The following is a 23,882-nucleotide window of genomic DNA, read 5'->3' on the forward strand; positions in this document are numbered from 1 at the left end:
GACACCGCCCGTACTTAAGAGATACGGATCGCCAGCACAGCCCGCATTACTCCCCCGGCAAATGCTTGGAATTTGGCTGCCTCTAAAGGGTCAGGATGCGTGTGCCTACAGTAGGATTGGTGGAAGTTAGAACACCGGGGATGGGTCCGCCGCTCACACAGCAGTGAGACTTCCTCAAAGACCTCAACCCTGTCGGGGCGATGTAGTTGCGCTCCGTTTCACCCTGCACGGCTGGCCCCTGAACCGGGTAGACCCGCCGGAGCACACCTCGAGAGCTTGGGGCAAGCCAACTTCAATGGAACAGCAACCACCTGCGTCACCACTCTTTGCCGGCACCCATCGCATCGCCGAACCAGCCGAGAAGCAGCCGTCTCACCCTGTTGATCAGCCTGTACGCAAAAAGCGCCGCTGGATCTGGATCGTGCTGCTGGTGCTGTTTGCGCTGGCCTTCTTCCTGATTCTGCGGCACAAGCCCGCAGCCAGCACCGAGGTCCATGGACGGCATCGCGGCGACGCGCCTGTGACGCTGAACGCAGCCACCGCGCACCCCGGCGACATGGCCGTGAAGCTGATGGCAATCGGTACCGTGACGCCCACGTATACGGCCTCGATCACCAGCCAGGTCACCGGCCAGATCATCGCGGTGCATTACAAGGAAGGGCAGTCGGTTCGCAAGGGCCAGCCTCTGATCGATATCGACCCCCGGCCCTACAAGGCCGCGCTGGACACCGCGCTTGGTTTGCTGCAGCGCGACAAGGGCCTGCTGGCCCAGGCGCAGATGGACCTGGAGCGCTATCAGGCGGCGTGGGCGCGCAATGCCATCGCCAAGCAGACGCTGGATGACCAGGCCAAGCTCGTCGAGCAGGACCAGGGACTGGTGCAGAGCGACAATGGCACCGTGGAGACCGACCAGGTCAACCTTGCCTACTGCCACATTGTGTCCCCGATCAATGGACGGGTAGGCCTTCGCCTGGTCGACCCGGGCAACATCGTGCAGGCAGCCGGCACGACGACGCTGGTGGTGATCGCCGAGGTCCAGCCCATCACCGTGGTCTTCACCATCCCAGAAGACAGCCTGCCGCAGGTGCAGGACGCCATGCGCCAGCGCACGCTGCAGGTGACCGCGCTTGACCGGACGCAGGTACGTACCCTTGCGGAGGGCCACCTCCAGACCATCGACAACCAGATCGACACCACCACCGGCACGGTGAAACTGCGTGCCACCTTTGACAATGCCCGCCTGTCGCTGTTCCCCAACCAATTCGTGAACACGCAGCTTCTGGTCAACGTGCTGCATGGCCAGGTGCTGGTTCCCAACGCGGCGATCCAGCGCAAGGGCACCCAGGCATTTGTGTACCTGCTGCAGAATGGCGGCGCCAAGATCACCAACATCACCATTGCTGCGGCGGACGCGAACAACTCGGCGGTAACTGGCCTGCAGGCTGGGGACCAGGTCGCCACAACCTCGTTTGAGAAGCTGCAGGATAAGAGCAAGGTACGCATCGTGCAGCAGAAGCTCGCTGCCTCCGACAGCGTGGAGAGCCAGACTCCGTGAGTATTTCCCGGCCGTTCATCCTCCGACCGGTCGCTACAGCGTTGCTGATGATAGCGATTCTGCTGAGCGGAATCGTCGCCTATTTTCAGCTTCCTGTTTCGGCGCTCCCGCAGGTCGACTATCCGACGATCCAGGTCGTCACCTCGTACCCCGGCGCCGCGCCGGACGTGATGTCTACGACCGTCACGGCCCCGCTCGAGCGCCAGTTCGGGCAGCTGCAGGGTCTCTCGCAGATGACCTCGACCTCCTCGAGCGGCGTGTCGGTGATCGTGCTGCAGTTCACCCTCGCGCTCGACATCGACGTGGCCGAGCAGGAGGTGCAGTCGGGTATCAATGCGTCGCAGAGTCTTCTGCCGTCCGACCTGCCGCTGCCCCCGGTCTACTCCAAGACCAACCCCGCTGATGCGCCGGTGATCACGATGGCCATCACCTCGGACACAATCGCGTTGTCCGAAGTGGAAGACCTGATCGACACCCGGATGGCGCCCAAGGTCTCGCAGCTTTCCGGCGTTGGACTCGTCGCAATCTCCGGCGGCCAGAAGCCGGCGGTACGCATCCAGGCCAATCCGACCAAGCTCACCTCGCTCGGGCTCACGCTCGAGGACGTACGCACAGCGCTCACCGCCACCAGCGTGAACTCGGCCAAGGGTTCGTTTGACGGCCCCACGCAGGACTGGCAGATCGACGCCAATGACCAGTTGGAAACCGGTGAGCAATACAAGAATGTCGTGCTGGCCTACCGCAATGGCGCGCCGGTATATGTGCACGACGTTGCCGATGTGATCAACGGAATTGAGAACACCGACCAGGCCGCCTGGATGAACATGACGCCGGCCGTGATTCTCAACGTGCAGCGCCAGCCCGGCGCCAACACCATCTCCGTGGTCAAAAGCATCAAGGCGCTGCTGCCACAACTGCAGGCCACCCTGCCAGCGGGCCTCAAGGTCACCATCCTTACCGATCTCACGGAGAGCATCCAGGCCTCGGTCGATGACGTTGAGTTCGAGCTGATGCTGACCATCGCGCTGGTGGTGCTCGTGATCTTCCTGTTCCTGCGCTCGCTGGCAGCGACAATCATCCCGAGCATCGCGGTGCCGCTTTCGCTGGTGGGCACCTTCGGCGCGATGTACGCGCTGGGCTACTCGCTCGACAACCTTTCGCTGATGGCGCTCACCATCTCGACCGGCTTCGTGGTGGATGACGCGATCGTGATGATCGAGAACATCTCCCGTTACCTGGAAGAGGGCGATACGCCGATGGAAGCCGCGCTCAAAGGCGCAGGCCAGATCGGCTTCACGATTCTGTCTCTTACGGTCTCGCTGATCGCCGTGCTGATCCCCCTGCTGTTCATGGGGGACGTGGTCGGGCGCCTGTTCCGCGAGTTCGCCGTGACGCTTGCCGTGACCATCATTCTTTCCGCCGTGGTCTCGCTCACGCTCACGCCGATGATGTGCGCACGCATCCTCAAGCACAAGCCGGCGTCTGAGCAGGGAAGGCTGTACCGGATCTCGGAGCGCGGTTTCGAAAACCTCATCGCGTTCTACGGACGCACCCTGCGCTTCGTGCTGCGCTACCAGCCCGTTGCCCTGCTGGTCGCCGTGGCCACCCTTGCGCTGACGGTGTTCCTGTACATCATCATTCCCAAGGGCTTCTTCCCGGTGCAGGATACCGGCGTGATCCAGGGCATCTCGCAGGCCTCGCAGACGATCTCGTTCCAGGCGATGGCTATCAAGCAGCAACAGCTTGCGCGCGTGATTCTTGCGGACCCAGCGGTTGCCAGCCTCAGCTCATTTATCGGGGCTGACGGCACGAACACAACACTCAACAGCGGCCGCTTCTCGATCAACCTCAAGCCGCTCAACCAGCGTGACCTGAGTGCGTCCGACGTGATTCGCCGCCTGCAGGGCAAGCTCGCGCAGGTGAATGGGGTGCACCTGTTCATGCAGCCGGTGCAGAACATCTCGGTGGATGACCGCGTAAGCCGCACCCAGTACCAGTTCACCCTGGAGGATCCAAGCCAGACCGAACTGAATGACTGGACCAGCCGCTTCGTGGCCAAGCTGCAGCAGATTCCCGACCTTGAAGATGTGGCGACTGATCAGCAGAACGGCGGCCTTGCCGAATCGATCCAGATCGATCGTGTCACGGCCTCGCGGCTCGGCATCGCGCCCACAACGGTCGACAACACCCTGTACGACGCATTCGGGCAGCGGCAGATCTCCACGCTGTACACGCAGCTGAACCAGTACCACGTCATCCTGGAAACGCAGCCCGAGTTCCAGCAGCATCCGGATAAGCTCAACGACATCTACCTGCAGGCGGGCGATGCCTCCACCACCGGCGCCGGCGCCACCTCGTCGTTCTCGTCCTCGAGTTCGTCGTCTGCAGGCTCGGCGGCTACCACCACCAGCGTTCTGTACACGCCGAACAGCAGCGTCTTCACCTCGCCCACCAACGCCGTTTCCGGCAGCACGACCAGCACCAGTACGGCCAATACTGCAGTCACCACCGCGCCGCAGAATCAGATCCCGCTGAGCGCGTTCGCAACCATGACGCCGATGACGGAGTCGCTCTCGATCGAGCACCAGGGGCAGTTCCCGGCCGTGACCGTCTCGTTCAACCTGGGCCCTAATGCCGCACTTGGCAGTGCCATCGACGAGATCGACAAGGTCGTGCAGCAGATGCACTTCCCAGCCAGCATGCAGGCGGACTTCCAGGGCACCGCGGCCTCCTTCCGCAACTCGAGTGCGAATGAAGGCCTGTTGATCCTGGCCGCGATCGTGGTCGTGTACATCGTGCTGGGTGTGCTCTACGAGAGCTTCATCCACCCCATCACGATTCTCTCCACGCTGCCGTCCGCCGGCGTCGGCGCCTTGCTCGCACTCATGCTCTTCGGCGAGTCGCTCTCGGTGGTCGCGATCATCGGCATCATCCTGCTGATCGGCATCGTCAAGAAGAACGGCATCATGATCGTGGACTTTGCACTCGAGGCGGAGCGCGTCCACGGCAAAAGCTCGACCGAAGCGATCTACGAAGCGAGCCTCTTGCGTTTCCGCCCGATCATGATGACGACCATGGCTGCATTGCTCGGTGCGCTGCCGCTTGCTTTCGGGCATGGCATCGGTTCGGAGCTGCGCCGCCCGCTCGGCATCGTGATGGTCGGCGGCCTGCTCATCTCGCAGTTGCTGACGCTCTACACCACGCCCGTGATCTACATCTTCTTCGACCGGCTCGCAACTGGCTTCCGCACCGAGCCGAACAAGCAGCATACCGGCAATGAGCCGCAGAACAGCTCACCCGATCCACAGGTCGCTGGCCGCGCATGAGTCTTTCCCGCCCATTTATCGACCGGCCCGTCGCCACAACGTTGCTGACCGTTGCCATTGCGATCGCCGGCATCATCGGCTACACGGTGCTGCCGGTCTCGCCCCTGCCCCAGGTCGACTTCCCGACGATCCAGGTGCAGGCATCGCTGCCGGGTGCGAGCGCCGAGATCATGGCGTCTTCGATCGCCACGCCCCTCGAGCGGCAGTTCTCGCACATCGCGGCCGTCACCGAGATGTCGTCGTCCAGTTCGCTCGGCTCGACCAACATCACTTTGCAGTTCGATCTGAACCGCGACATCGACGGCGCGGCGCGCGACGTGGAAGCGGCGATCAACTCCGCCCGCACTTACCTGCCGACCAACCTGCCCGGCAACCCTACCTATCGCAAGGTCAATCCTGCTGACTCGCCGATCGTGATCATCGGCCTGACCTCCAACAAGTACGACACGGCCAAGCTGTACGACATTGCGTCCACCGTCATCCAGCAGCGCCTTTCGCAGCTCCCCGGCGTCGGTCTCGTCAACGTGGGCGGCGGCGCGCTGCCATCGGTTCGCGTCGAGGCCAACCCGATGCAGCTCGAAAGCTACGGGCTGACCCTTGCCGACATCGACTCGACGCTCTCCACGCAGAACACCGATGTGGCCCGCGGCCGCTTCGAGGATGGAACGCAGCGCGTCGATCTCGTCACCAACGGGCAGATCTCCAAGGCCGAGCAGTACCGCCCCCTCATCGTCGGCTACCACAATGGAGCCGCGGTGCGTCTGCAGGATGTCGCCGAGGTGCTGGACGCCACGCAGAACGTGCGCGCCGCCGGCTATCTCAACGGCGTGCAGTCCGTCACCGTGATCATCACGCGCTCGCCCGGCGCCAACATCATCCAGACGGTGAACCAGATCCGCTCGGCGCTGCCATCGATCCAGGCGTCGATCCCGCAGGGCATCAACGCCACCATCGTGCTTGATCGAACCACCACCATCCGCGCCTCGGTTGAGAACGTGGAAGAAACACTCATCTTCTCGATCGTGCTGGTAATCGGCGTAGTGTTCGTGTTCCTTCGCAACCCGCGCGCCACGCTGATTCCCGCGGTTGCCGTGCCGGTTTCGCTGATCGGCACCTTCGCGGTGATGTACCTGCTCAACTACTCGCTCGACAACCTGTCGCTAATGGCGCTCACCATCGCAACCGGTTTCGTGGTCGATGACGCGATCGTGGTGATGGAGAATATCTCGCGCTTCATCGAGGACGGCTACCCGCCGAGGGAGGCTGCCCTCAAGGGCGCAAGCGAAATTGGCTACACCGTGCTCACGATCTCTATTTCGCTGATCGCCGTGTTCATCCCCATCCTGTTGATGGGCGGCATCGTGGGCCGCCTATTCCGCGAGTTTGCCGTGGTGCTCTCGACCGCGATCCTCGTGTCGATGGTGGTCTCTCTTACCACCACGCCGATGATGTGCGCGTACCTGCTCAAGTACCACCCCAAGGACGAGAAGCATAACTGGATGTACCGCCTCAGTGAGCGCGGTTTCGACTTCATCCTCAAGATCTATCGCGTCTCGCTCACCTGGGTGCTGGATAACCCCGGCATCACCATCGTTGTGCTGCTGCTCACCGTGGCAATGAACGTGATGCTGTTCATCCGCGTACCCAAGGGCTTCTTCCCGGAGCAGGATACTGGCGTCATCTTCGGCGGGCTGCAGGGTCCATACGACGCTTCGTTCACCGCGATGAACAAGTCGGTGCAGCAGATCGTCAAGATCATCAAGGCCGACCCGGCAGTTGCCAATGTCAACGCCTACACAGGCGGCAACGGCGGCACCAATGGCGGTTTCGTGTTTCTCGCGCTCAAGCCGCTCGGCAATGACAAGAACGACAAGAGCGTGCGCCAGGCCAGCGCGATGCAGGTGATCGCGCGCCTGCGGCCCAAGTTCGATCGCCTGCCGATTGCTTCGGTCTTTCTGCAGCCCGCGCAGGACATTCGTGTCGGCGGCCGCTCCGGCAACGCGCTGTACCAGTACACGATCGTGGGCGACTCGCTCCCGCTGCTCAACTACTGGTCGCCGCTGCTGCTTGAAAACATGAAGAAGCTGCCCCAGCTAGCGGACGTCAACTCCGACGCCGAGCAGGGCGGTCTTTCCGCGTACGTGGACTATGACCGTGTCACCGCTGCCCGGCTCGGACTCACACCCACCGCCATCGATGCGGGCCTGTACGCGGCCTTCGGACAGTCGGAAGTGTCGTTGATCCGCACGCAGCTGAACCAGTACTACGTCGTGCTTGAAGTAGCGCCGAAGTACTGGCAGTCACCCGAGGGCCTCAAGACGATCTACCTGCAGGGCACTGGTGCAAACGGGGCGGTACCGCTCAACTCGTTCACCAAGACCCATGTGACGACCACCTCGCTGACGCTGAACCATACGGGTCTGTTCCCATCGACCACGGTGTCGTTCAACCTCGCGCCCAACGTCGCTCTGTCTGACGCCACGGCCGCGATCCAGCAGATGCAGGACAAACTCGGCACACCGGCGACAGTGCGCGGCTCGGCCTCCGGCACCCTGCAGGCCTTCCAAGCCTCGCTCAAGACGGAGCCCCTGCTCATCCTCACGGCGTTGCTGGCGGTGTATATCGTTCTCGGCATTCTGTACGAAAGCCTGGTGCACCCCATCACGATCATCTCGACGCTGCCGTCGGCCAGCGTCGGCGCGCTGATCGCGCTTGAGTTCACCAATACCGATCTGAGCGTCATTGCGATCATTGGCATTGTGCTGCTGATCGGCATCGTGAAAAAGAACGCGATCATGATGATCGACTTCGCGCTGGCTGCCGAGCGCGAGCGGGGCATGTCCACTTCCGACGCGATCTTCGAGGCGTGCATGCTGCGCTTCCGCCCCATCATGATGACCACGATGGCTGCGCTATTCGGCGCGCTACCCCTGGCTTTCGGCACCGGCACCGGCTCCGAACTGCGCAGGCCGCTGGGTATTTCGATCGTGGGCGGCCTGCTGGTTTCGCAGGCGCTGACGCTGTACACCACACCTGTCATCTATCTGTACCTGGATCGCCTGCGTCTGCGCTTCACCCGCAAAGGCAGCCACGACTCCTTCCACCCGGCTGAGGCTGCAGTGCAGGCCGAGCGTGCCCATTGAGGATCTCCCGTATGAACTCCCAACCTGTTCAACCCGGTCGCCATCGCAGCGCCCGCATGCGCTCGCACACCGCGATCCTTCTCGCGAGCGCTACCCTGGCCCTGAGCGGCTGCAACGTAGGTCCCAAGTACGCGCCACCCAAGGCGATCGCGCCGGTGGCCACCACGTACCCCAGCGCCACTGCGCAGAACCCCGTGGTCGCCGACGATGGCAGCACCTGGAAGCCCGCAGCGCCGAGCGACACCATGCTGCGTGGCAAGTGGTGGGAGGTCTTCGGCGACCCCGAGCTGAACGGACTCGAAGAGCAGCTCGAGCAAAATAACCAGAACATTCGCCAGTCGTTTGAGCAGTTCATGGAAGCACGCGCACTGGTGCGCGAGGCCCGCGCCGAACTGTTTCCCACTGCCAGCATCGGCCCTGCATTCAACCGTTCCCGCGCCTCGTCGAACCTCACCAACTCGTCCACTTCGACCGGCACCGGCGCGACCACCGGCACCACCTCGGGAACCACCGGCACCACCGGCACTGTCGTGACCAGTACAGGCAAGCAGAGCACCCTGTGGGAAGCTCCGCTCGACATCAGCTGGGAGCCGGATCTCTGGGGCCGCATCCGCAACACGATTCGCGAAGACCAGTACACAGCGCAGGTAAGCGCGGCTGACCTTGAGAACGAGCGGCTGACCGAAGAGGCGGCGCTTGCAGAAGCCTTCTTCGAACTGCACGGCGAAGACGCCCTGCAGGCCGTGTTGAACAGCACCGTCGACGCGGACCGTGAAAGCCTGCGCATCACCCAGGGTCTTTACGAGACCGGCGTCGATGACCAGATCTCCGTGATCGAAGCGCAGACCACGCTGCAAAGCGCCGAAGCGCTGGCGATCGCGGTGGCCGCGCCACGTGCCCAGTATGAGCACGCCATCGCGCTTTTGATTGGTAAGCCAGCCACCGACTTTCGCATGCCGGTGCGTGGCGTCATGGCTTCGCCACCACCAATCCCGATCGGCGTACCGTCGCAGTTGATCGAGCGCAGGCCCGATGTGGCGGCAGCGGAACGCACCATGGCCGCGGCCAATGCGCAGATCGGCGTTGCCACCGCTGCTTTCTTCCCGCAGCTTACGCTGTCTGCCTCGGGCGGCTTTGAGAGCTCGACATTCAAGCACTGGTTCGACTGGCCGAGTCGCTTCTGGTCCATCGGACCCACGTTCTCGCAGCCCATCTACCAGGCCGGCATCCGCGATGCGCTGCACCAGTACGCCGCTACCTACAACGCCGATGTGGCTGCCTACCAAGAGACCGTGCTGACGGCCTTCCAGCAGGTGGAAGACTACCTCGCCGAGACGCGGATCTACTCACAGCAGATTGCCAAGCAGAAGGAAGCCGTGGCTTCTTCGCAGAAGTATGCAAGTCTCGCGCTCGATCGTTATAAGACCGGTCTCGATCCGTACCTCGACGTGATCACCGCGCAGAACACGCTGCTGGGCGACCAGCAGACGCTCTACACCACGCAGATCCAGCAGATGACCGCTGCGGTGCAACTGGTACAGGCGCTGGGCGGCGGCTGGGATGCAAGTGAGCTGCCCACGCCGAAGCAGGTGGAAGCAAAGCCAACCGCTGCGGAAGTCGCCCCGGCACACTAGCTGCGTGCGCAGGCCGTGCAGGCCGTACGTTGTGTCATGCAAGGCAGAAGAGGCGTCCCTCGCGGGACGCCTCTTCTGCCTTGCACGTGCAGCAGGTTTACGGCAGGTAGTAGCGGATGTTGGTCTCGATCACGTTGTCGATCGCCTTGGGTGAGGTGCCGGTCGAACCGGACCAGAGCGCGCGCTCAATCCACGAGTACTGCAGGCCCGAACGGAAGCGGCCCATCGGTCCCTTGTAGAAGTAGTAGTCGGTGCCGATCGTGCCTTCGGTCACATCCTTGTTGGAGCCGGCGCAGTTGGCCGGGCTGCCTGGCAGGTAGCCGACAGTCTGTACCGGATTGGTGCCGGAGGTTGCCGTCGCCGTAGGAGCAACCGCGGTGTAGCAGCCGGTGTTGTTTGCCGTCTTCAGACCATAGCCCACAAAGCCGCCGCCGTCGGCGAAGATCCGGCGCTGTGCACCTTCCACACCCCAGTCGGAGTAGACATCGATACGCGGTGTCGCGTGGAGGAAGATCTCGCCCAGGGCTGCATAGTTATGCAGCGGAGCGAACACGCCGTTCTGGCGAACGGTGGTGTCCGGCAGCTGCGCCGAAGCGTAGCGACCGATCCCGTCGCCGTACAGGCCGTGCAGCGCGATCTCAACCTTCTTCTGCATGGCGTAGCCACGCACGCCGCCGCCGATCCCGCCGGCAAACGTGGTGTTGTTGTAGGCGCCCGCCGCCGAAGCCGCTGCGCCTGCTGCCGTCTGCACCGGGTACACGCGGTTGCGCAGGAAGGAGCCGATGGCGAACAGCTCAGCATGCCCGTACTTGTTCTGGTAGGCGATCTTGCCGATCAGGTCCGGGGCAAGGTTGTAGCTGTAGGTGGTCGACGCGTTGAACAGTCCGCCGTTGGTGCCGGCGGCGCCCGCAACGTAGTTGGTGGGGCAGGCAGCGGCCACGGCTGCCGTGGTGCCGGCGGCTGGGGTCACGTTGCCGGTCGCGATACAGCTGGGCGTGATCAACTGCGACTGCTCGACCGAGGCGCCGACCCACAGCTTGTTGCCGAAGTTCTGCGTCACGCGGAAGCCGGGCTGACGCGCCCACACAAAGCCGACGTTGTACTGGGGATCGATCGTGTCCGGCAGGATCTCGCTCTTGTTGTCGAGACCCTGGCGGGTTTCAGTCGCCAGCGTCCACTGCTGACCACCGGTGAACGTCAGGCCGCTGTTCAAGGCTGCCTGCGCCCACAGCTGGCGCTCACGCACCACGTAGCTGTTGGACTGGTTGTCGTTGGAGGTGATGCCGGCGCCGAGCCAGTCCATTTCGTAGTACGCCTGCAGCGTGGCCGAGTTGAGCCTGCCAATCGCACTCAGCGCGAGGCGCGACTGGCGGCCCGAGGCGAAGAACTCGCTCATCTGCCCGGCATCTGCGCCCGAGAACGGGACGGACAGGAACGGGGTGTTGATGTCGGAACCGGTCGCGCGGGTGCGGTCCACGGTGGCGAATTCGATGAAGGAGTTCGTGAACGAGAGCCCGACGCCCTTGAAGTGGATCAGGTCAGGCGTTTCGATGGCCTTCTTGGTCGCGGCCTGGTCGGTCTGGATCGTGGTCGCGAGCGAGGCATTGTTGGCCTGCAGATCGCTGACCGAACCCTGGAGGCTGGCCACGGCGGTGGCATTCTGGGCGGTAGCCGCCTGCTGCGCGTTCACCGCGTCCATGGCCTGCTGCGTCGCCTGCTGTGCGGCCATCTGCGACTGCTGCTGCACCTGCTGGAGCTGGGCATCGCGTGCGCTCAGCTGCTGCTGCAGGTTGTCGATCTGCGAACGCTGCGCGGCCATGTCACTGCGGAGCTGCTCGATCTGCGACTGCACGGTCGGCTTCGCACTGCGCTTGACGCGCACGTGCTTGGTCGTCTTGGGAGCGGGTGCTGGCTCAGCAGCAAACGCCGCATGCGCTTGTCCGGCTACTGCCGACGCCAGAACCAGGCTGGCCAGCGCTTTCAAATTCATCTTCATGGGGCCTCTCAAATGGAAGAACAAAAGCAGGTCTAGTTTTGGGCATTCCGCCATGCGCGGTACGGTCTTTGCTGTTGCCCAAACGCCCTTATCGTCCCAGACTCTTGTTACAGCTTTGAGAAAAGCGGCCCGCCCGCGCGAGAAAGACCCGGTGATCGGGCCTTTCTCCCCAGGCGTTATCTATTCAGTGCGGGCAGGCGTCACTGCGGACGCGGGTTACCCTGGCTGACCAGGTTGGCCAGCAGGCGGTAAGCGCCGGGTACGCCCTCAGTGAGCTGCCGGTACAGTGCCAGTGCTACGTACACATACCGGCCGCGTCCGACCGAGGTAACGAGCAGCCCGCCCTGCTGCACGTCCTGACCCGGGTCGGCGGTGGCCAGCAGCGGCGTCCAGCCCGCTGCCCACGAGGCAGCGAAGCCGTGGCCCCGCTCCTCCACCCAGCCGTCAAAGTCCGCCGGGCTGATCCGGTTCGGCGTGGTGAGCAGCGGGTCGTGGCTGTTGAGCAGCGCCACCGGCGCATGCTCATCCACCACGCGAGCCGGGCTGCTGCCCAGTTGCAGGGGCAGTGGCGCACCCGGGAAGTCGCCGCTCTGGTACTGCACCACCACGGTTCCGCCTGCGGCTGCAAACCGCTGCAGCGCCGGGCTCGCCGCGCCCAGCGCCGGCACCGCCGTGTAGGTGCGCACGCCCAGCACAATGGTCCCGTACCCGGCCAGGTCCCAATGCTGGAGGTCCGCTGCCGTCAGCAGGTCCACCGTGCAGCCCAGCGCCCGCAGCGCCGCCGGTACCTCGTCGCCGGTACCCATCACGTAGCCAATGCGCGTCCCGGGCGAGACTGCTACCTCCACGGGCCGAACCACCAGTGTCGCGGGGCGGTACAGGTTGGTCGGCACGAGCCCGCTGTAGCCCGCCGTGGCGAAGCCGCTCGTGTACTCCGTGTTGCCGGTGCGCGCCGTCGCCTGCAGCGTTGCCTGCCCGGGTTTCCCGGCAGGCGCACGCACCGTGAACTGCTGGCTCGCCTGCTCGCCCGGTTGCAGGGTCCGCGTGGCCACCGCGGGCTCCACGAGCCACCCGGCCGGGGCATGCAGTGCGAGCGTGGCGTCGGCCGGCTCGGCGGCGGCTTCGTTTGCCACCCCCACTTCGACACGCAGCTCCTGGCGTCCCGATGGCAGAATGGCCACCGCTTCCGGCAGGGTCACCGAGAGTCCCGGGGTCACCACCAGCGGCGTCATCAACGTCCCGGGCCCATGCTGGCGCTCCACCCCCTGCGCCACCTCTGCGACGTGCAGCGGGACGCCCTGGTAGCGGAAGTCAGCAAAGCCCGACACCGGGTAGGGCGCGGTGCTTTGTCCCAGCAGGGACGGATCCGCGACGTCGTAGAAGGGCTGTGCGATCGAAGGCCGGCTGAAGTAGGGTGCGGTCGGCGCGGCGTTGCGCGGCACCGTGACGGCGAAGATCGCCTCGCCTACCCCGGATTGCGCGCGGTTCAGCCCGGGAGCCTCGGTGCGGGTGACCTCCCAGTGCTCGCCGGACGGCGTTGCGAGCCCGGTGCGCTCAAGCGCAAGCTCTCCAGTCGCGCTCCATGGCTCCGCGGCCGTGACGTGCAACCGCACGTCGAACGGCTCGCCGGGCGTGACATGCGTGCGTGTGAGCTCAGGGTAAAGGCCGAACGCGCGCGGCTTTGCCCCGCGGAGATCGCGTTCGGGCGCCGGCGTCAACAGCGCGTCGAGATGGAGCCCGAGCGCCTCCACCAGCGCCGTGTTGAATTGCACAAGCTTGATGCGCAGCTCGTGCGTGAGATCGGCCTTGCTGTCGGTGGTGAGGTTGCTGGATGCCACCTCCGCCAGCAGCGCTTGCGTCGCCAGGTAACCCTCGCGCAGATCGGGTGCGATCCGCGCCGGCATGGCCGGGGTATAGGCAAGAAATGCATGCGTTGCGGCATGGTCGATACGCTCGAGACCGGCACGCACGAACGAGGCATCGCCCGTTACAGGATGTGCCAGCAGCGCCATGCCGGGCAGGGAAGTGTCGATGCCAGTGAAGAAGCCCGTGCTCCCCGGGTCGCTCGCCTTCGCGTCGGCAGGTACGACGCGCGAGCCGAACCGGTGATACTCCACCGAGTCAGGCCCTGCCAGCGGCGGATTGCCCCCACCGTACTGCGACTTCTGCAGCCCCCAGCCTTCGCGGGCCATCTGCAGGTACGACCTTCCGAGCACCGGGTCGAACATCCCCTCGGGGATCGATACATCTGCCGTCGGCGCTGTGGCAAAGTGTTCGCCGGTGACGTAGTTGGTGAAGCTCGTCGGCGCCCACGTGTCCGTGGCGTAGTCGTACATGCCTTTGCCCGTCACCGGGGCAAACGGCACGCGGCCAAACACCGCGAGCGGCTTCCAGGGCCGCAGCCCGGCGGCAATCTGGTCCGGAAAGACATCCGGGTCGCCGGCGGCATTGAACGCCTCCTGCGCCATCTGCCCCGCGACCTGGTGATGCCCATGCCCGTCGGTGACCGCGCCGAGAAACACCGAGCACAGCACCAGCGGCCTCTGCTCACGCACGGCTCGCACCACGTCGCGCAGCACCCGGTCGTGTCCCCACTGTGCAAACGCTTCGTCCTTGGTCTTGGAGAAGCCGTAATCCGCCTCGGTGCCCCAGATCTGCTCGGTGCCGGAGTAGCGGTCGGCGGCCAGCAGTTCCTGCGTCCGCACGAGGCCCAGCGCATCGTAGCTCTCGCCCGACATGGCGTTCTGACCGCCCTCGCCCCGCGTCAGGGTAAGCAGCGCCGTGCGCGCGCCGGCGCCGCGCGACTCGTAGGCCATCATGCCGCCGTCCTCGTCATCGGGGTGCGCCACGATCATCAGGAGGCTTGCCCAGGTGCGCAGCTTGGCAAGGGATTGCGCCAGCCCGTCGGCGCCCCGGTCCTCGGGCAGCGGCTGCGCCTGCACCGCGGGCGCGAGCGAGGTGGCCCATGGAACGGACTGGGCCCCGGCCGGGATCAGCGATTGCGTGGCGACGAGCAGCAGGGTAAGTGCGGCGGCCTGGCGTGAGGAGCGACGGCGAGCGGGCGAGGCGGAAGCAGGCAAAGACACCCCTGAAGTGTACAATCCGCTGACGATGCCCCCACCCAAGCCGGCACCAAAGCTGCCCGGCACTGCCGCTTCCCGCGAGGCCGATCGAGGCTCCGCATTGTCCACCGCCGGCGCCTCCATCCCCGGCTCCACGGGGCAGCAACTGCTGGAGCGCAAAGTCACCCTGCCGAGCGCTGTGTCGCTGAACCTGATGAACATGATCGGGGTCGGCCCCTTCATCACGCTGCCCCTGGTGGTAGCTGCGCTCGGCCCCGGTGCATGGCTCGGCTGGCTGCTGGGCGCGTTGATCGCCGTCTGCGATGGGCTGGTCTGGGCAGAGCTGGGTGCGGCCCTGCCGCGCGCGGGCGGCTCCTACGCGTTTCTGCGCGAGATCTATCGCCCCGCTGCCGACAGCCAATCCGCCGGCAAACCAGGCAGCTTCGATGCCGGCCGGTTCCTGAGCTTTTTGTACGTGTGGCAACTGCTGTTCACCGCCCCGCTGTCGGTCGCGTCCGGGGCATTGGGCCTGTCGCAGTACGCTGCTTTTCTGCTGCCGCCGCTGCGACACGGCTTCGCGTTCGGTGCGTTGACGGTGCGTGGCACCAACCTGCTGGCGGCCGGCGCGTGCCTGCTGGTGGTCGCGCTGCTGTACCGTGGCCTGGGTGCGGTGGTGCGCACAGCCGGCGTGCTTTCGGTGGGCGTGCTTTCAACCCTGCTGGTGGTGATTGTCGTGGGCCTGACGCACCTGCAGGCGCCGCTGGTGGCGGCGCAACTGCACTGGCCCGCGCGGGCCGGCCTGCTGCCGGCGCTGGGTGCCGCCAGCCTCATCACTACCTACGACTACTGGGGCTACTACAACGTCTGCTTCCTGGGTGGCGAGGTGCGTGACCCGGGCCGCACCATCCCGCGCGCCGTGCTTGTTTCGATCGCGCTGGTGGCCACGCTCTACCTGCTCATGAACTTCGCCGTGGTGGGCGCACTGCCGACTGCGGGGCTGCTGCACCAGGCCGGCTCCCCCGCCGGGTCGCAACCGACCACGCCCATGGCGGCCGTGCTGATGCGCACCGTGTTCCCCGGCAGCGTGGGCCGTGCGGCGTCTGTCGCCATCGCGGTGCTGATTATCTGGACCGCTTTTTCTTCCGTGGTGGCGCTGTTGCTCGGCTACGCGCGCGCGCCATTTGCCGCCGCCCAGGAGGGCAACTTCTTTGCCCCGTTCGCCCGGCTCCACCCGCGGCACGGCTTTCCGCACGTGGCCCTGCTCGCGCTCGGCGCGCTGGCGACCCTGTTCTGCTTCTTTGACCTGCGCACCGTGATCGCGGCGCTAGTGGCCGTGCGCATCGTGCTGCAGTACACGTTGCAGCAGGTCGGGGTGATTGTGTTGCGGGTGCGCCAGCCCAGGCTGGCGCGGCCTTTCCGGCTATGGCTTTACCCGCTGCCACCCCTGCTGGCGCTCGCGGGCTTTGCGTTCCTGCTGTTTTCGCGGCGTGGCGCAGGCCGCGAACTGCTGTTCGCCCTGGTTCTGGGGCTGTCTGGCGCGCTGCTGTTCGCATGGCGCGAACGGCAGCGCAATACCGCCTGAACCGCAGCAGCCTACCCACGGCGAATCGCGTTCCTACTTAGCGAACGACATCGCCACTGCCCCAAAGTGCGCAAAGCGAACCTCCACAGCCGACCGCTCATGCGCCAGGAGCTTGCCCATCCAACTCCCGGTGGTGATCCACTGGCCTACCTGGAGACCCCCGGTCCGGAACTGCCCTTCGTTGGCCAGGTACTCGAGCAGGCGCAGCAGGTCCGGGCCGTTGGTGTTCCTGCCCACGCCCTCCCAGCGAATCACGCCATCCACTACCACCTCCAGCGTCTCGCTGGCGATATCGATCTGCTGCCAGTTCTCCACCGCCGGCCCATGCACAAAGCCGCCGTTCATCTGCAGGTCGGCGACCATGGCAAGGTGCGACGCCTCATCCGGTGCAATAAACGCGGACTCGAGCACCTCGATCACCGGGTGCACGCTGGCGATCGCTTCGAGGATGTCCTGACGGGTATAACGCTCAGCGCGCACTGGCAGATCCTTGCGCAGTAGGAAACCAATCTCGGCTTCCACGCCGCGGAAACGACTGAACTTCGCTGGAAGCTCTTCGCCGCTGCGCAGAAAGCCGAACCCAAGCGGCATCGGGCCGAACATGGGGGTGGCGTCCGGGCGCGGCGCTCCGATTTTCCAGCCGCCCACCGGTCCCAGGTGCGAGGCCATCGCGTTCTGGATGGCGTATGCCTCTTCAAGACTCGCCGGAAGCAGCGCCGGGTCGAGGTCGTGGATAGGCCGAAGTCCATGCCGCGCTTCAAGAAGCAGTTGTGCCGTTTGTTGCGTGCGTTCGCTGTCGCATAGTGTCTGAAAAGCCTGCGTTGTCCAACCTGGTCCCATGCCCATCTCCTGCTTTCTTCCGGCCGGCCCTGCGGTGCCGTACCGTGTTCTGCTTGGATGCTACCCGCTCCACAGCGTCTCGCCGGCATCTGAACCCGTTGCGGCCGCCGTTAGTCCAATAGGTAGGGGTTGGCAGGCAAGGATACCCATCGTGGTCCGCAGCCACCCCACACGAACAGAACGGAGTACCGACACACATGCGTACACCCAGTGAGATCGCGGAGATCACCCCCAAGAGCGCCTACCAGAATCGGCGACAGTTCATGGCGGCTGCAGCCGCCACCGCCGGGGTCGCCGCCTTCGCGGGCGAGCGATTCCTACGCCCCGAGCAGGCCGTGGAAGCCGCCACCAAGCTCACCACGGCGAAGAGCCAGTTGTCGCTCCAGGGCGTCGAACCCACCGCGTACAAGGACATCACCAGCTACAACAACTTCTACGAGTTTGGCACCGCCAAGAGCGACCCGTCAGAAAACGCGCAGCACTTCAAGACGTACCCGTGGAACGTCAAGGTCTCCGGCCTGGTAAAACAGCCCAAGACCTTCTCCATCGACCAGTTGCTGAAGCTGCGTCCGCAGGAGGAGCGGATCTACCGGTTCCGCTGCGTGGAAGGCTGGAGCATGGTGGTTCCCTGGGCGGGCTATTCACTGTCTGAGTTCATCAAGGAATGCGACCCGCTGCCATCGGCGAAGTTCGTGCAGTTCCTGACGCTGAACGACCCGTCGCAGATGCCTGGGATGCGCGAAGCCAACATCGGCTGGCCGTACTCGGAAGGCCTGCGCATGGACGAGGCGATGCATCCCCTGACACTGCTCACCTTTGGCATCTACGGGGAAACGCTGCCCAACCAGGACGGCGCGCCGGTGCGCCTCATCGTGCCGTGGAAGTACGGCTTCAAATCGGCCAAGTCGATTGCCCAGGTAAAGTTTCTGGACAAGATGCCGCACACCACCTGGAACGACCTGGCTGCCAATGAGTATGGCTTCTACTCAAACGTTAACCCCGAGGTAGACCACCCGCGCTGGTCGCAGAAGACCGAGCGGGTGATCGGCGCTCCGATCTGGAAGCAGCGTCAGCCAACCCTGATGTTCAACGGCTATGCCGACCAGGTGGCCAGCCTGTACAAGGGAATGGACCTGCGGAAGAACTACTAGCCGCAGGCTGCAAGGGAGACGCAAAGGCGTGTCGAATCGCTGGATAGTTGTACTCAAGGTCCTGGTGCATGCCGCCTGCCTGCTTCCGCTGGCTTACCTGGTGTGGCTGTTCTATCGCAGCGCCACGGTAGACCCGTCCGCACTGGGGCCTGACCCGACCTCCAAAGTCAGCCTGTTTACCGGCTTTGGCGCCCTGCGCCTCATCGTGATCTCCCTCGTGATCTCGCCCGTGCGCAAGCTGCTGCCGCGCCTGGGCTGGCTCATCCGCTTCCGGCGCATGCTGGGGCTCTACGCTTTTGCCTGGGCAACGCTCCACGTACTCGCTTACCTGTGGCTCTATGTAGGCTGGAGCTGGCCCGCGCTGCTGGACGACCTGAGCCGCCGCCGCTACATCTGGGCGGGTCTTACGGCCTGGGGCCTGATGGTGCCGCTGGCGTTGACCTCCACCACCTGGTCGATCCGCGCGCTGGGCGGCAAACGCTGGAACCTGCTGCATCGCCTCGTATATGTCTCGGCAATCGCCGCGGTGGTGCACTACTGGTGGATCGTCAAGGCCGGCGTGCTTTCGCCGCTGACCGTCACCGTGACGCTGGGTGTGCTGCTGCTGCTGCGGCCCTTTCTAGCCTGGTGGAAGGCCCGCAGGTCGGCTCGTCCCGCAACGTCTGCGGTTGCCTGAAGGTCGTTGTCAACGCTGCCGAGACTGCAGCGCACACAAAGAAGCCCGGACAATGCCGGGCTTCTTTGTGTCTTGCGCGCTGCACAATCTCTTACATGGGGCCAGTGCTTGCCGCTGGCACCACCACGCGGTTCGCTGCCTTGAGCTTCATGGCGCCATTCTCGGTCTTCAGCTTCAGGTCCGCGAACGTCACCTTCTTCTCGGGCTTGACCGGCACACCCAGTTCGTACTGGTTCTGCAGGCGGCGGGTCAGGTCCTGCAGAAACGGAGTCAACGACACCGGGTTGCTCAGCCCTTCGTAGTACATGTTGCCGCCCGTCGCATCGGCCACCTGGAAAAGGTAGTTCTGGCCGGCGTCAGTCTCGTAGCGCGAGTTGCCCAAACGTCCCTGGTCGCGGAAATACACCGGGAACACCACCATGCCTGAACGGTTCGAGTCATCCACTGCCGCACGCACGTACGGGTCTTCGGGGTCGTAGCGGAGGTTGTACTCGTCCACGCCGTCCGTGATCATCATGACCTCGCGCCGGGCGCCGGACTGCGCCGCCGGCCAGCGACGCGCCAGGTCCTGCAGGCAGAAGTAGGGGCTGGCATTGGAGCCGGCAGTGCCTGCGGGGATGTGCAGGGTCTTGGCCGCCGCGGCGTGGTCCTTGGTGAAGGGCTGATTGAACAGCGCTGCGCCATTCTGCATGTAGGCGATGCCGATCGAGATATTCGGGGGCAGCGCGTTGATGAAGTTTGCGAGATCTTCCAGGTTCCTGGCGAAGGACGTACGCAGCGAGTTGTCGATCAGCAGCACCAGCTGCACCTCGCCCTGGCCATACGGCTGCCAGATGGTCGGCTGCACCGCCTTGCCGTCGACCTTGAGGGTGAAGCTGCTCTGGGGCACCGGCGGGGCGGCTTCACCGCCCTTCGGCAGCGCAGTCACGATGGTGGTGGCAACAGCAGCCGCGCCTTCGCCTTGCGCGAAGGCAGCAGGCAAGCTCAACGTGGCAGCCAGGGCGAGAGAGCAGGCGGCAATGCCTGCTCGAAAACTGCATAAGGGGGACATGGGTCTTCCTTTCGGAGGCCTGCCGCCGCTCATGGCGGGGCTGCCTTCGTATCTGCACAGTTAGACGCGGGATTTGGAGCGAAGGTTCCGCGAAGACGCCGGCAGCAACGCCGGGCCGGGCGCAATCGTTTGCGTCATAAACAACGGGGCGATCGCGCCTCTGCCCGGCGGCACTCCCGCCCGCGCTCTCGGCGCTGGCACCCAGCGCAAGCCCGGCAGGAGAGCACCTCCCGCCGGGCCGGTGGGCTATGCTCTTTGAAGACATGCAAAGAGTATTGACCGCGGCAGTGCTGGTGCCGCTTGTGCTTGCCATCGTTTTCTGGAACTCACTGCCTGCCCTGACGATTGCCGCGGCGGTCGTCGCCGGTCTCGCGACCTGGGAGTTTCTGGCCATCGCCGCCAAACACGCTGCACCCGCCATTCCGCGCGTGCCCGTTCTGTGCGGCGTCGCCGTGCTGTTCGCCTGCGCGTACTTTCGTCCGGAATACACCTCGGCCGCCTTTGGCGCGCTGGCCTTTATCCTGCTCGCGATCTGCGCATTCCGCCTGCCGCCGCCGCAGGTTCTGCCTGCCACGGCTTTCTCGGTGTTTGCGCTGGTCTACACCGGCTGGTCGCTCACCACGCTGCCGTTGATCTCCGCCCAGGGTAACGGGCCCTCCCTGCTGGTGCTCCTGTTCCTGTCGGTCTGGACAGGCGACGTCGCCGCTTTGTATGTCGGGCGCAACCTTGGCAAACACAAGCTGTCGCGGCTCAGCCCCAACAAGACCTGGGAGGGAGCCGTAGCCTCGCTCGTTGCGACCGTAATGGTGATCTCCCTGCTGCTGCTGCTCGCTAATGAGCTGAACCGCCGCGGCATCGAGGTGCTCTCCTACCCCGGCCCGGCCCTGCGGACCCTGCTGCTGGCCACCCTGCTCAACATCGCCGCGCAGCTAGGCGATCTGCTGGAGTCAGCCATCAAGCGCGGTGCGGGCGTCAAGGATTCGGGTACCCTGTTACCAGGGCATGGCGGCGTGCTGGACCGCATCGATGCGCTGCTCCTGGCCGCGCCGGTGCTGTGGTACGCTCTTCTAGCTCAGCAGGCGCTGTAGGCGGAAATACAGACTCCGCCACCTTGAATACGCCCGCGGTAAGGCTCGTGTTTTGAAACAGATTTGCATCCTGGGCTCCACCGGGTCCATCGGCGAAAGCACCCTCTCCATCCTTGCAAAGTACCCGCACCGCTTTGCTGTTGTATCGCTGGCAGCCGGTCGCAACGTTGAGTCCGCTGCGCAGCAGTGCCTTACCTGGCGGCCCCGCGTCCTCTCCATGGCGACCGAAGAGCTCGCGTCAGAGCTCAAGGCCCGCCTCCTGGCGCTTGGTGTGACGGGGACAGATGTTGTCTACGGCACCGCCGGTACCGTGCTGGCCGCGACCCTGCCAGAGGTCGACTTCGTTGTCTCCGCCATCGTCGGCGTGGCCGGCCTTGAAGCCACCTACGCCGCGGTGCTCGCGGGCAAGCCGATCGGCCTCGCCAACAAGGAAGCCATGGTTGCTGCCGGCGACCTGCTCAACGCAGCAGCCCGCAAGCACAACGTCCCTTTGATCCCGATCGACTCCGAGCACAATGCTGTGCACCAGTGCATGCGCGCCGGGCGTCTCAACGAGGTCAAAAACGTCTGGCTGACCGCCTCGGGCGGTCCATTTCGCACGCTGCCGCTCGGCCGTTTCGCCTCCATCACCGTGGAGCAAGCCCTGAAGCACCCCACGTGGGTCATGGGCCAGCGCATCACCATCGACTCGGCCACCATGTTGAACAAGGGGCTCGAGATCATCGAGGCCTGCCGCCTGTTTGACCTGCCACCCAGCCAGATCAAAGTCACGGTGCACCCCCAGTCCACGGTGCACTCGCTGGTGGAGTACATCGACGGCTCCATCCTGGCGCAGATCTCGGTCACCGACATGCGCCTGCCCATCCTGTACGCACTCTCCTATCCGGAGCGGGTCGAGTCCGACCTCACCTTCGATATGAGCATGCTGGCCGACCTGCACTTCGAGCAGCCTGACCTCGAGCGTTTCCCCTGCCTTCGTCTCGCGTACGAAGCTGCCGAGGTTGGCGGCGCGCACCCGATCGCCCTGAATGCGGCCGATGAAATCGCCGTGGAAGCCTTTCTGGCGCGCCGCATTGGCTTCCAGGACATCGCGGGTACAATCGAGAAGGTGCTTGCGGAGACGCCGTCCTTTACCCCGGCCTCGATCGCCGAGGTCCTCGAGCAGGATGACGCAGCGCGCAGGCGGGCTCGGCACATCCTGGCTCGCTAACCTGGACTGGCTTGCACGGTCCATAGATTGGGTCCGCCGGGCTGGGCATGGATCGGGAGCGCTTGATCCGGATCCATAGCTACCCTCGGCAAAAACGCAGTCCCCCCAAGACGCACCACCGGAGCTGATACCCGCCTATATGCCGTTCGCGCTTGTTTCCATTCTCTCCATGCTGGTCGTGCTCGGGATCATGGTGCTCGTGCACGAGACCGGTCACTTTCTCGCGGCCAAGCTGTTCGGGGTGCGGGTTGAGGTCTTTTCGATCGGGTTCGGCACACGCCTGTTCGGCTTTCGCCGGGGCGATACCGACTACCGGGTGAGCCTGCTGCCGCTGGGCGGCTACGTCAAGATGACGGGCGAAACCACCCCGGAAACCCGCGCGGAAGGCACCGGCGAGGTGCACCCCGGCGACCCGGGCGACTTCAACTCCAAGCCACGCTGGCAGCGCATCTGCATCGGCCTCGCAGGCCCCGTGTCCAACTTCATCCTGGCCTTCGGCCTGATGACCGGGCTCTACATGATGCACAACGAGGTGGACGCCTACCTCAACGAGCCGGCCGTGATCGACTTCGTGGCCCAGGGCTCCGCGGCCGCGAAGGCAGGGCTCAAAGCCGGCGACCACATCGTGCAATTCGACCGGGAACACAACCCCACCTGGCAGCAGGTGGCCATTCGCATGGGCATCAATGGCAACGGCACCGTGCCGATGACCGTTGCGCGCCCCTCCGGCGAAACCACCGTCCAGCTCCCCGTGGCAGGCGTCATCAGCAAGGACGGCCTCGATCCCACGGCGCTCGGCTTCGAACCCAGCATCCAGGCCCAGCCGCTCACCGTCCGTGAGGTCGAGCCGGGTTATCCGCTCGCCAGGGCCGGCGTCAAGGCAGGCGATGTGTTGGCCTCGCTCAATGGGCAGGTGCTTCACTCCGTCAGCTCCGTGGCCGCCTATCTCAAGGAGAACGGCGACCATCCCGTCGACGTCGAGGTAAAGCGGGGTACACAGACGCTGCACTTCAACATTCAGCCGGTGATCGGTGACAACGGCGCCGGCGAAAAAGGCTATCGGATCGGCTTTCGCCCGCAGCCGCCGCCGTTCGTGGTGGAGCAGCAGCCCTTTTCGCAGGCAGCCCGCCGCTCCTTCCACTACAACGTGCAAAGCTCCGGCCAGATCGTCGAGGTTATGCGGCGTCTGTTCTCGCGCCACTCCAACGTGAAGCAGTTGAGCGGCCCGGTCGGCATTGCCCGCGCCACCGGCGAGGCCACCCTGATGCCCGGCTGGCAGCCCATCATCAACCTGATGGCCATGATCAGCCTGAACCTTGGCATCTTCAACCTCCTTCCGTTTCCCCTGCTCGACGGCGGCATGATCCTCCTCCTGCTGATCGAAACGGTGATGCGCCAGGACCTCAACGTCGAGGTCAAGGAGCGGATCTACCAGGTTGCGTTCGTGGTGCTGATCCTGTTCTTCGTGTTCGTCACCTTCAACGATGTCTCCCGCATCGCGGGCTTCTCGAAGTCGTAACTGCTTCGCAGCCACGAAAAGGCCGCTCTCGCGAGCGGCCTTTCTTGCG

General features: G+C 64.7%; 14 protein-coding genes. 10 read left to right on the forward strand and 4 right to left on the reverse strand.

From position 1 onward, the window contains the following. The first annotated feature begins 295 nt into the window (after positions 1-295). From D1Y84_RS12205 to D1Y84_RS12220, 4 genes are read left to right on the forward strand one after another with little or no spacing between them, the layout of a single operon-like run. Complete coding sequence (locus tag D1Y84_RS12205; protein WP_124848934.1) at positions 296-1,555, forward strand: efflux RND transporter periplasmic adaptor subunit; 1,260 nt, start codon at positions 296-298, stop codon at positions 1,553-1,555. Next, on the forward strand, positions 1,552-4,881 hold the full coding sequence (locus tag D1Y84_RS12210; protein WP_124848936.1) for an efflux RND transporter permease subunit: 3,330 nt from the start codon (positions 1,552-1,554) through the stop codon (positions 4,879-4,881). Before D1Y84_RS12205 ends, D1Y84_RS12210 begins: the two co-directional genes overlap by 4 nt. Further along, positions 4,878-8,024: an efflux RND transporter permease subunit gene (locus tag D1Y84_RS12215; protein WP_124848938.1), complete on the forward strand. Its 3,147-nt coding sequence runs from the start codon at positions 4,878-4,880 to the stop codon at positions 8,022-8,024. Before D1Y84_RS12210 ends, D1Y84_RS12215 begins: the two co-directional genes overlap by 4 nt. Before the next feature lie 11 nt (positions 8,025-8,035). After that, positions 8,036-9,658 carry an efflux transporter outer membrane subunit gene (locus D1Y84_RS12220; protein WP_233581375.1) on the forward strand — a complete coding sequence of 541 codons (1,623 nt, stop codon included), beginning with the start codon at positions 8,036-8,038 and terminating at the stop codon, positions 9,656-9,658. A gap of 97 nt (positions 9,659-9,755) precedes the next feature. Here the strand turns inward: D1Y84_RS12220 and D1Y84_RS12225 are convergent, their stop codons facing one another. Next, on the reverse strand, positions 9,756-11,654 hold the full coding sequence (locus tag D1Y84_RS12225; protein ID WP_124848940.1) for a hypothetical protein: 1,899 nt from the start codon (positions 11,652-11,654) through the stop codon (positions 9,756-9,758). 200 nt (positions 11,655-11,854) lie between these two features. Further along, positions 11,855-14,734, reverse strand: a complete 2,880-nt coding sequence (locus tag D1Y84_RS12230; RefSeq protein WP_158615445.1) for a PIG-L family deacetylase — start codon at positions 14,732-14,734, stop codon at positions 11,855-11,857. A gap of 31 nt (positions 14,735-14,765) precedes the next feature. On the opposite strand from D1Y84_RS12230, the gene D1Y84_RS12235 reads away from it, so the two are divergent. Then, positions 14,766-16,298: an APC family permease gene (locus D1Y84_RS12235; protein WP_124848944.1), complete on the forward strand. Its 1,533-nt coding sequence runs from the start codon at positions 14,766-14,768 to the stop codon at positions 16,296-16,298. Between the two features lie 33 nt (positions 16,299-16,331). Here D1Y84_RS12235 and D1Y84_RS12240 read toward each other — a convergent pair whose 3' ends face one another. Beyond that, positions 16,332-17,138: a 2-keto-4-pentenoate hydratase gene (locus tag D1Y84_RS12240; RefSeq protein ID WP_124848946.1), complete on the reverse strand. Its 807-nt coding sequence runs from the start codon at positions 17,136-17,138 to the stop codon at positions 16,332-16,334. 197 nt (positions 17,139-17,335) lie between these two features. On the opposite strand from D1Y84_RS12240, the gene msrP reads away from it, so the two are divergent. Then, entirely contained in the window at positions 17,336-18,289 is a 954-nt protein-coding gene (gene msrP / locus D1Y84_RS12245) for a protein-methionine-sulfoxide reductase catalytic subunit MsrP (protein WP_124848948.1), read from the forward strand. Between the two features lie 28 nt (positions 18,290-18,317). After that, the gene (locus tag D1Y84_RS12250; protein ID WP_233581376.1) at positions 18,318-18,965 is read left to right on the forward strand and encodes a sulfite oxidase heme-binding subunit YedZ; all 648 of its coding nucleotides are present in this window, start codon (positions 18,318-18,320) and stop codon (positions 18,963-18,965) included. Between the two features lie 91 nt (positions 18,966-19,056). Here the strand turns inward: D1Y84_RS12250 and D1Y84_RS12255 are convergent, their stop codons facing one another. After that, the gene (locus tag D1Y84_RS12255; protein WP_124848951.1) at positions 19,057-20,016 is read right to left on the reverse strand and encodes a hypothetical protein; all 960 of its coding nucleotides are present in this window, start codon (positions 20,014-20,016) and stop codon (positions 19,057-19,059) included. 248 nt (positions 20,017-20,264) lie between these two features. Between D1Y84_RS12255 and D1Y84_RS12260 the strand changes: the two genes are divergently transcribed. From D1Y84_RS12260 to rseP, 3 genes are all read left to right on the forward strand, one after another. Further along, positions 20,265-21,104 carry a CDP-archaeol synthase gene (locus tag D1Y84_RS12260; protein WP_233581377.1) on the forward strand — a complete coding sequence of 280 codons (840 nt, stop codon included), beginning with the start codon at positions 20,265-20,267 and terminating at the stop codon, positions 21,102-21,104. Between the two features lie 52 nt (positions 21,105-21,156). Then, positions 21,157-22,314, forward strand: a complete 1,158-nt coding sequence (locus D1Y84_RS12265; protein WP_124848952.1) for a 1-deoxy-D-xylulose-5-phosphate reductoisomerase — start codon at positions 21,157-21,159, stop codon at positions 22,312-22,314. A 139-nt stretch (positions 22,315-22,453) separates the two neighbouring features. Further along, entirely contained in the window at positions 22,454-23,833 is a 1,380-nt protein-coding gene (rseP, locus tag D1Y84_RS12270; protein ID WP_124848953.1) for an RIP metalloprotease RseP, read from the forward strand. Positions 23,834-23,882: the final 49 nt, after the last annotated feature.

Origin of the sequence: Acidipila sp. EB88, from assembly GCF_003858395.1 — a bacterium.
Lineage (GTDB): Bacteria > Acidobacteriota > Terriglobia > Terriglobales > Acidobacteriaceae > EB88.